A 9,403-nucleotide genomic window follows, 5' to 3' on the forward strand; every position below is an offset into this window, starting at 1 on the left:
TCCCGGGCCGACACCCGCGTCACCCGGGTGAGGACATCCCACGGGCCCGTGCAGCCCATCCGCCAGGCCAGGCCCTCCCGGCCCAAAACCCGAGCCCGCCGGTCCACATCCGTCGCCGTGCTCACCCTGGCCGCGTCCACTGTCCGCCCGATCGCCTCCACGGTGCTCAGCGCCGTCACAGCTTCTGTGTCACTGAGCAGCCCCACCGGGATCGCCGCCAGGGCGTCTGCGAGAACCGCCTGCGCCTCCACGAGCCTTGCGACAGCATCCGCATGCACCGACGGCACCGACGGCACCGACCTGGCCAGCCCTTCAGCGCCCTCGAAACCCTCGGCAACCTCGACCGAATGGGCCGACTCGGCGCCTGCGGTGGGCTGATCACCCGCAGCCCCGGAACCGGGTGTCTGCGGGGTGTGTGACTGGGGATCGGAAGCTCCTGCCATACCCCGATTCTACGCCGAATCGAACACAAAGACGAGACTTACTCACATAATTGTGGGCTTCTCATTCCGAGTTTCATACCTGAAGACGGTTGATTCTCCTGCCCGTGGTTCCGAATTCAGGAGATCCTCCCGGGCGGGCAACTCCGGTCCGCGGACCAGTGCCGCCGATCCCACCCGACACCAAGAATCTCCTGAATTCGACACCGGGTGCAGACCCGAGGCAGCAGACGCCAACACCGCCGACGAGCGGTGAGACTCCGTTCATCCTGGATGGACTGTGTAACGTCCGTCGCGGCTCGTAGCCCCGACACCCCGCCCGTAGATCGCTCCCGAAGGCGCTACCCGAGCGAGGTGCCGAAGAGCAGGCCGAGCACGTAGGTGACCCCGGCTGCCGCGAAGCCGATCAGCAGCTGGCGGAGCGCACGCCGGAGCGGCGGCCCGCCGGAAAGCAGGCCGACAATCGCGCCCGTCGCAAGGAGGGCGAGCCCGACGAGCACGGACGCGACCACGATCGCCGCAAGCCCCTCGAGGCCGAACAGGTAGGGCAGCACAGGGAGGATGGCGCCGGAGGCGAAGAAGCAGAAGCTCGAGGACGCGGCACCCCAGCCGGTTCCGATCGCCTCGTGCTCGTCCGTCGCGGGGTCGAGAGCCCCGTGCGCGATGTCGGCGCCCTGGACCGGGGCGGCAACCGAAACCGGTCCGGTCGCCATGGTCAGCGTGCGCAGCACCTCGTGCGCCTGCGCCTCGGCCTCGTCCGCCGCCATGCCTTGCGCCCGGTAGACGAGGGTGAGCTCGTTGGCTGCGAGGTCGAGGTGCGAGAGCACCGTGCGCGCGGTCGCCTGGGGGGTGGATGCCTCGAGCAACTCCCGCTGCGACCGCACCGAGACGTACTCACCCGCACCCATCGACAGGGCGCCGGCGAGCAGACCGGCGATGCCCGTGAACAGGATGGTCGCGGCGGGAACGCCGGTCGCGCCGATACCGAGCACGAGGGCGAGGTTGGAGACGAGGCCGTCGTTGATGCCGAACACGGCTGCGCGGAACGACCCGGCGAGGCGCTGGCGTCCGCGGGCGGCCAGCCCCCGCACGACCTCCTCGTGGATGCGTTCGTCCGCCGCCATCGTCTTCGTCGCGTCGACGTCGGAATCGTATGGCGAGCGCGCTTCCGCCCGCTGGGCGAGCGCGAGCACGAAGACGGAACCGAATCGTCTTGCGAGAAACCCGAGGAACCGGGTGCGCACCGCTCCACGTTTCGGCGGGCCGGCCTGGTCGCCGAGCAGGTCCCGCCAGTGCGCCTCGTGCCGGGCTTCCGCCTCGGCGAGGGCGAGCAGGATCTCCTTCTCCTCACCGGTCCGGCGGGAGGCGAGGTCGCGGTAGACCGCGGCCTCCGCGCGTTCATCGGCGAGGTACTGGCGCCAGCGTCGAATGTCAGCGGGGGTCGCCGTGGACTCAACGCTCGGGGAATCGGGACGTTCCTGGGCTGCGCTCATCGCGATCACGCTTCCGGGGCCGGTTCGAGGGAGGTCTGGGCAACCCGGGCCGATTCGTGCGGGCCCGAGCCGTCGAGCCCATAGAACGGTTCGTCGAACTGCACGGTCCAGATCGCCTCCCGACCGGAGACAGGGGCGTAGAGGGCTGCGCCGTCGGTGTCCCCCGCCCCGACGATGACGCCGATGGGGTCTTCGACCATCGACTCCGGGTAGCGGCTCCGGTCGAGCCGCACCAGCACCTGCATCCCGACGCCGAAAACGGCTCGACTCGCGGGCCCGTCCGGTGCGGGCTCGCGTCGCTTCCAGAGAGCCATTACTCGGCCGTTCCTGCCCTTTCGAGGACAAGTTCCCGTACCCGTGCGGCATCCGCTTGTCCGCGCATGGCCTTCATGACGGCACCGATCACGGCACCGGCCGCCTGGACCTTGCCATCGCGGATCTTCGCGAGCACGTCGGGCTGGGAAGCGAGAGCGAGGTCGATGGCCTCGATGAGCGGGCCGTCGTCGGAAACGACGGCAAGACCGCGGATCTCCACGACCTCGAGCGGGGTGCCTTCGCCGGCGATGACGCCCTCGAGCACCTGGCGGGCCAGGCGGTCGGTCAGCGTTCCCGCGGTGACCAGTTCGATCAAAGCGGCGAGCTGCACCGGCTCGACGAGGGAGTCAGCGGAGACGCCGGCGACGTTCGCGAGCCTGGCGACCTCGCCGGTCCACCACTTGCGGGAGGACTGGGCGGATGCGCCGGCTGCGACGGTGGCCTCGACAGCGTCGAGCAGGTCGGAGTTGACGACGTCCTGGAACTCGAGGTTGGCGAAGCCCCAGTCGGCCTGGAGGCGCTTGCGGCGTGCCGCGGGCGGCTCCGGCAGGGTCGCGCGGAGTTCTTCGACCCAGGCGCGGGAGGGCGCGACGGGGACGAGGTCGGGCTCCGGGAAGTAGCGGTAGTCGTCGGCGTCGGACTTGGGCCGGCCCGCGGACGTGATGCCGGTGTCCTCATGCCAGTGCCGGGTCTCCTGCGTGATCGTTCCGCCGGCGGCGAGGAGTGCGGCCTGGCGCTGGATCTCGTAACGGACGGCACGTTCGACGCTGCGGAGCGAGTTGACGTTCTTGGTCTCCGTGCGGGTGCCGAGCTTTCCGGAGCCGCGCGGGCGCAGGGACACGTTCGCGTCGCAGCGCACGTTGCCCTCTTCCATCCGCGCGTTGGACACGCCGAGCGCCTTGACGATCTCGCGGATCGCCGCAACGTAGGTGCGCCCGATCTCGGGAGAGTCGGCCTCGCCGCCCTCGATCATCTGCGTGACGATCTCGACGAGGGGCACGCCGCCGCGGTTGTAGTCGACGAGCGAGTAGTCGGCGCCCTGGATCCGGCCGGTCGCGCCGCCGACGTGGGTGAGCTTGCCCGCGTCGTCTTCCATGTGGGCGCGTTCGATGTCGATCGTGACCTGGCGGCCGCTCTCGAGTTCGATCGTGAGCTGCCCGTTGAACGCGATCGGCTCGTCGTACTGGGAGGTCTGGAAGTTCTTCGCGGTGTCGGGGTAGAAGTAGTTCTTGCGGGCGAAGCGCGAGTATTCCGCGATCTCGCAGCCGAGGGCGAGCCCGAGGCGGATGCTCGACTCGATCGCCTTCGCGTTCACCTGCGGGAGCCCGCCGGGGAGTCCGAGGCAGGTCGGGCAGGTGTTCGTGTTCGCACCCTGGCCGAATTCGTTGGCGCAGCCGCAAAACATCTTGGTCTTGGTGTTGAGTTCGACGTGCACCTCGAAGCCGAGCACCGGCTCGAACAGTTCGAGGGCCTTGTCGTAATCCATCAGTTCAGCCTTCTTCATCAGACGGCTCCCCCTTCGCTCGCGAACATTTGTGTGGGTGCCAGTTTCGGCGCAAGGCTGAGCAGGGTGTGTCCCCAGTGCGCTTCGAGCAGCTGCTCGACGGCGGCACCGAAGGTGTACAGACGGGCGTCCTGCTTGGCGGGCGCCATGACCTGCAGCCCGACGGGCAGGCCGTCCTCCGGCGCGAGGCCCATCGGCAGGCTCATTCCCGGGATGCCGGCGAGGTTCGCCGGGATCGTGGTGACGTCGTTGAGGTACATCGCCATCGGGTCGTCCATCTTCTCGCCGAACTTGAACGCCGTGGTCGGCGCGCTCGGGGACAACAACACGTCGACCTTCTCGAATGCGGCGTCGAAGTCGCGCTGGATCAGGGTGCGCACCTTCTGGGCGCTGCCGTAGTACGCGTCGTAGTAGCCGGCGCTCAGAGCGTAGGTGCCGAGGATGATCCGGCGCTTGACCTCGGGTCCGAAACCGGCGTCGCGCGTCGCGGCCATGACCCGTTCGCTCGTGAGCGGTCCCTCTGCCGGGTCCACGCGGATGCCGAAACGCACCGAGTCGAAGCGGGCGAGGTTGCTCGAGGCCTCGGCGGGGAGGATCAGGTAATACGCGGCGACGGCATATTCGAAGCTCGGTGCACTGACCTCTTCGATCTCGGCGCCGGCTGCGACGAGCATCGCGAGGGTTTCGTTGAAGCGCTGCAGGACTCCGGGCTGGAACCCGGGGCCGGACAGCTCCTTGACGACACCGATCCGGACGCCGGTGAGGGCACCGTCAACCCGGCCCGCGATCGCGGCGGCGGCCATCGAAGGCCAGCGGTCGGTCAGCGAGGTGGAGTCGAGCGGGTCGTGGCCGCTGAGAACGTCGTGCAGAAGCGCGGCGTCGTAGACGGTGCGGCTGACCGGTCCGACCTGGTCGAGCGAGGAGGCCAGGGCGATCGCACCGTAGCGGGAGACTCCGCCGTATGTCGGCTTGACTCCGACGGATCCGGTGACAGCTGCGGGCTGGCGGATCGATCCGCCGGTGTCGCTGCCGAGGGCGAGGGGCGCTTCGAACGCGCTCACCGCTGCGGCGGATCCTCCGCCGGAGCCGCCGGGAATCCGGTCGAGGTCCCAGGGGTTGTGGGTCGGGCCGTACGCGGAGAACTCGGTGGACGAGCCCATCGCGAATTCGTCCATGTTGGTCTTGCCGAGCGGGATCAGCCCGGCTTCGCGGACGAGCCGCACGACCGTGGCGTCGTAGGGCGGGATCCAGCCCTCGAGGATCTTCGAGCCGGCGGTCGAGGGCATGTCGCGCGTCGCGAGCACGTCCTTGATGGCGATGGGCACGCCCGCGAGCGGACCGAGCACGGCACCGGCGGCGCGCTGGGCGTCCACGACGGCGGCCGCGGCGAGGGCGTTCGCCCCGGCCACGTGCAGGAACGCGTGTACGTCGGTGTCGACGGCCGCGATGTGGTCAAGGTGGGCCTGCGTCGCCTCGACGGAGCTGACGGCGCCGCTCGTGAGGAGAATGGACAGGTCGGCGGCGGAGAGCCGGGTGAGATCGGTCATGGTTACTCCTCGTCCAGGATCGCGGGCACGCGGAATTTGTCGCCGTCGCGGTCGGTCGATCCGGAAAGTGCTTCTTCGACGGACAGGGACGGCACGACGACGTCGGCGCGGAAAACGTTGGTCAACGGCATCGGGTGGCTCGTCGCGGGAACTTCGGGCGTTGCGACTTCGGCGACCTTCGCCACCGAGTCCACGATCTGGCCGAGTTCGGCGGTGAGGCGGGTGATCTCCTCCGGGCTGAGGTCGATCCGGGCGAGGTTTGCCAAGTGCGCAACCTGCTCGGCCGTGATTTCAGACATGTTGCTCCGATTGTGGTTGAGGTGAATACCCAATTCTATTCGGAGCCGTTGGTGACCAAATCCGCGTTGTCCGTTCCGATCAGCGCCATGTTGTGCAGCGACTCGCTCCCTGGCTCGAAATACGCGTTGTGGCCGAGCGAGGCCGTGAGGCTGGCCCCGGTGATCCGGTCGGTCGAACCGCGGACCCCGAGCGGATGCGCCCCGTACGATTCGGCCCCCGGGTCACTCCCGAAGAAGGCACTGTTGACGGCCGGATCCCAGTCGGCCTTGCCGACCCAGACGTTCTCGCCCGTCACATGCAGGCTGGCCGCGGACTGGATCTGGCTGCCCGGCGATCCGACGAGCACGAGGGCGTCGACATCGAAGGAGCCGCGGGCGAGGGCGGTGAGCGCGACGGTCGAGCCGTAGGAGTGCGCGTAGACGGAGATGAAAGGCTGGTGCCCCCCGCGGTCCGAGCGGATGCCGAGGGAGGACTTCTCGAGGAAGTCGGCTCCGACGATGGCCTTGTCGAGGCCGCCGACGCTGAACAGGTCGGGGACCTCGTAGCCGATCCAGGCGACCGTCGCGATGCTGGCATTCGCCTGGCCCGCGCCCTGGCCTGCGCGTTCGGCAAGCACCTTCTCCTGTTCCATGTACAGGTCGTTCGCCGTGTCCGTCCAGTGCACGATCTCGGCCTCGACGGTGTAGTTCATTCCGGGAACGAGGAAGCCGACGTAGTCGGCGGTGTCGGGATTGCCGAGCGCGATGGCCGCGCGACCGCCGCCCGTGCTGTCGAGCAGGATCAGGGAGCGGCGCGGCCCCGCGTCGGCTTGCCTGAGTGCGGTGCGCACCTGGTCGAGGACGGCGAGCTCGTGGGTGGCGCTCGTGCGGTCGTCGTCGCTCAGCGTGCCCGCGAGGCGCTGCTGGGTCTCGGTGATGCTCTCGTTCAGGTATCGGGCGTTCGCCCGGCCACGCTCCCGGAACGGGATGCCCTCGAGGTTGCCGACGAGGCGGGGTGCCGCGGCGATGAGGGAGGAGCGTTCGGTGCCGCCGAGGGACGTCCACCAGCCGGTGACCTCTGTCGCGGCCGGCGGAACCGCGAGGAGGGAGTCGAGCTGTTCGGGGAAGTCCAACACGAAGCTCGAGATGTCTGCGACCGAGAGCCGGGCAAGCCCGGCGAGGAGGCTCGACCCGCGCAGGAAGCGGAGGGAGTTGACGTCTCCGTCGATCGACACGACCGGTTCGAGGCCGAGGGGCTGCAGTCCCAGGTCGGTGTCGCTCGACACGACCGCGTATTCGTGCACCTGAAAGGCCTCGCTGGCCCCATTGAATACCAGCGAGGATGCAAGAAGAATTGCCGCGCCTAACAGCAAACCTGGGTACGTCCCCTCACGAACACCGAGCGGTGGATCGGCACGGTATCAAGTGCACACCCTGCACTTTTAGAGTATCGAAGAATGCGCCCGTTGGGGATGAACTTTGTCCCCGGTCCGGGTGCAAATATTCGGGCAGTAAAACCGGGTATTGCGCGCGGGCATATATGCGTGGTCTTATATAGGCATGTCACTGACCATTGCTTTGCTCGGGATGCTCGAGCTCTCGCCCCTCTCCGGGTACGACCTCAATAAGAGGATCGAGGCATCCGTCATTCATTTCTGGTCTGCGGACCAGTCCCAGATCTATCGCACGCTCAGCCGTCTGGTCGCTGACGGACTCGCCGAGGTCACGGTCATCGCCCAGGACGGCAAGCCAGATCGGCGCGAACACCGGATCACCCCGGCGGGTCACGCGGCCCTCGATGCCGCGCTCAGGGCGCCGCTGGAACCTGAGACCCCGCACGAGTCCTTCCTGATGCGCATCTTCTTCGCCGGAGCGCTCGGAACCGACGGCGTCCGCGAACTCCTCCGAGCTCGGAGGGAGGAAGCGAGCCGGCTGCTCGCGCGCCTGACCACCATCGAGGCCCGGGATCCCGGGCGACCGGAAACCATCGGCCAGGCCCTGCGACGGGCCACGCTCCGCAACGGAATCGTCCACGCCGAGGCGGAACTCGCCTGGCTGGACGAAACCGAATCCGTCCTGGTCACGGCTTCACGGTGACCGGGTATCCGCTCGAGCACGGCGTAGACGCCCCTGGCCCGGAGACGATCGTGTTACTGCACGGCGGCACCGTCGCCTCCTGGTCCTGGCAGCCGCAGGTCGAGGGCATGCCGGACCGGCACATCCTCACACCGGACCTGCCGGGCTTCGGCTCCCGGTCGGGGGAAGAGTGGCATTCGCTGGATCGCACCGCTGACGACGTTGCCGAAATCATCCGCTCCCAGGCCAGGGGCGGGAGCGCCCACGTGATCGGGCTTTCGCTCGGCGGCCTCGTCGCCGTGCACTTGATGGCCCGGCACCCGGAGCTGATCCAGTCCTGTCTGATCTCGGGCGCACCCGTGACCGGCATCCATGGAGCTGCCCGGTTCCTCAACACCCTCCAGCTGCGACTGTGGGACAGGGCCTGGTACTGGAAGGCGCAGGCGAAGGCGTTCGGATTGCCTGCCGACGCCGTCGACCTGTTCGTCGACCACGGCCTGGGCATCCGGGCAGACAACGCGGCACGCGTGTTCGCGGACGTCAACCGGGGCGGCTGCCCGGATTCGCTCGGCGATTACCGGGGTCCGCTCCTCGCCGTCGCTGGAGAGAAGGAGTCCCGCCTGGTGCGGCGCAGCTTTCCCGAACTGCGCAGCAGGCTCCCGCAGACACTCACCTGGATCGCTCCCGGCATGCACCACGTCTGGAGCATCGAGAACGTCGGACTCTTCAACCGGATGGTCCTCGGCTGGGTCGATCACCGCACGGCTCCCGAACCGGACTGACCGGTGACCGATCCGGCCCCGTCAGTCGGTCGGTGCGGTGACCGTACCGTCTGTCACGTCGGCGCCGGTCACGTCGGCGACGGCGCCATCAGCCACGTCGAGCGCGGCGGGGCCTCCGGTGACGAGGAGCCGGAATTGCGCTGCGTCGAGGATACGCAGCCCGAGGGCCTCCGCTTTGGTGAGCTTGGAACCTGCGCCCGGTCCGGCGGCCACGAAGTCGGTGTTCTTCGACACGCTCGACGCGCTCTTTCCGCCAGCGGAGATGATCGCCTCCTGGGCTTCTTCCCTGGTGTAGCCCTCGATCGACCCCGTCGCGACGACGGTGAGCCCGGCGAGCACTCCCCCGGCGGCCGCGGCAGCGCCCGGTCCCGGGTGGTCCGGCGTCCGGAACTGCACCCCGGCGGTGGTCCACTGGTCCACGATGTCGCGGTGCCAGTCCACCTCGAACCAGTCGATGATGGCGTCTGCGATGATGCCACCGACGCCGTCGACCTCGGCGAGCTCGTCCCGCGTCGCCGCTCGGATCCCGTCGAGGCTGCCGAAGTGGCCTGCGAGGGCGCGCGCGGCGACCGGACCTACGTGACGGATGTTGAGCGACACCAGCAGGCGCCAGAGCGGTTTGGTCTTGGCGAGTTCGATCTCGGCGAGCAGCTTGATCGCACTCGAGGACGGCTGCGGACCGGTGAGGCCCGCCCGCTTCTCGGCAGCCGTCGGGTTCCGCCGGAACGGGGTGCGCAGCCGGTTCGTGCCGTCCGCCTCCTCGCGGGGCAGCCCGGTCTCGGCATCGCGCACGACCACCTCGATCGGGGTCAGGTCGTCGAGGGTGAGGTCGAAGAGGCCGGCTTCCGTGCGCAGCGGCGGCTCGATCGGCACGGTCGGCTGGGTGAGGGCGGCCGCCCCGGTTGACGTCCGCGAACACGCGTGCCGCGTTGTCTGCCCGGATGCCCAGGCCGTGGTCGACGAACAGG

At 68.8% G+C, this 9,403-nt stretch carries 10 protein-coding genes; 2 read left to right on the plus strand and 8 right to left on the minus strand.

The window, feature by feature from the left end; translation table 11 throughout:
* From QN345_RS11755 to QN345_RS11785, 7 genes are all read right to left on the minus strand, one after another.
* The coding region (locus QN345_RS11755) for a hypothetical protein (RefSeq protein WP_323508675.1) at positions 1 to 443 on the minus strand (443 nt) is incomplete at its 3' end.
* 338 nt (positions 444 to 781) lie between these two features.
* A complete protein-coding gene (locus QN345_RS11760) occupies positions 782 to 1,933 on the minus strand; it encodes a VIT1/CCC1 transporter family protein (RefSeq protein ID WP_134560960.1) in 1,152 nt (383 codons plus the stop codon).
* A 5-nt stretch (positions 1,934 to 1,938) separates the two neighbouring features.
* Entirely contained in the window at positions 1,939 to 2,247 is a 309-nt protein-coding gene (locus QN345_RS11765; protein WP_134447668.1) for a hypothetical protein, read from the minus strand.
* Positions 2,247 to 3,752 carry an Asp-tRNA(Asn)/Glu-tRNA(Gln) amidotransferase subunit GatB gene (gatB, locus tag QN345_RS11770; protein WP_134447666.1) on the minus strand — a complete coding sequence of 502 codons (1,506 nt, stop codon included), beginning with the start codon at positions 3,750 to 3,752 and terminating at the stop codon, positions 2,247 to 2,249. The genes QN345_RS11765 and gatB overlap by 1 nt, the downstream gene beginning before the upstream one ends.
* The gene (gene gatA, locus QN345_RS11775) at positions 3,752 to 5,299 is read right to left on the minus strand and encodes an Asp-tRNA(Asn)/Glu-tRNA(Gln) amidotransferase subunit GatA (protein WP_134447664.1); all 1,548 of its coding nucleotides are present in this window, start codon (positions 5,297 to 5,299) and stop codon (positions 3,752 to 3,754) included. Before gatA ends, gatB begins: the two co-directional genes overlap by 1 nt.
* 2 nt (positions 5,300 to 5,301) lie before the next feature.
* Positions 5,302 to 5,598: an Asp-tRNA(Asn)/Glu-tRNA(Gln) amidotransferase subunit GatC gene (gene gatC / locus QN345_RS11780; protein ID WP_134447662.1), complete on the minus strand. Its 297-nt coding sequence runs from the start codon at positions 5,596 to 5,598 to the stop codon at positions 5,302 to 5,304.
* A gap of 35 nt (positions 5,599 to 5,633) precedes the next feature.
* Complete coding sequence (locus QN345_RS11785) at positions 5,634 to 6,881, minus strand: alpha/beta hydrolase (RefSeq protein WP_166787315.1); 1,248 nt, start codon at positions 6,879 to 6,881, stop codon at positions 5,634 to 5,636.
* A 256-nt stretch (positions 6,882 to 7,137) separates the two neighbouring features.
* On the opposite strand from QN345_RS11785, the gene QN345_RS11790 reads away from it, so the two are divergent.
* Together QN345_RS11790 and QN345_RS11795 are read left to right on the plus strand one after the other, a co-directional pair.
* Positions 7,138 to 7,674, plus strand: coding sequence for a PadR family transcriptional regulator (locus QN345_RS11790; protein ID WP_322189770.1), 537 nt, complete (start codon positions 7,138 to 7,140; stop codon positions 7,672 to 7,674).
* Positions 7,671 to 8,435: an alpha/beta hydrolase gene (locus tag QN345_RS11795; protein ID WP_322189771.1), complete on the plus strand. Its 765-nt coding sequence runs from the start codon at positions 7,671 to 7,673 to the stop codon at positions 8,433 to 8,435. The genes QN345_RS11790 and QN345_RS11795 overlap by 4 nt, the downstream gene beginning before the upstream one ends.
* Before the next feature lie 21 nt (positions 8,436 to 8,456).
* Here the strand turns inward: QN345_RS11795 and QN345_RS11800 are convergent.
* A partial coding sequence (locus QN345_RS11800; RefSeq protein WP_323508676.1) for a helix-hairpin-helix domain-containing protein occupies positions 8,457 to 9,403 on the minus strand: 947 nt, incomplete at its 5' end.

This window comes from Cryobacterium sp. 10I1, from assembly GCF_035019805.1.
In the GTDB taxonomy this organism is placed as follows: domain Bacteria; phylum Actinomycetota; class Actinomycetes; order Actinomycetales; family Microbacteriaceae; genus Cryobacterium; species Cryobacterium glucosi.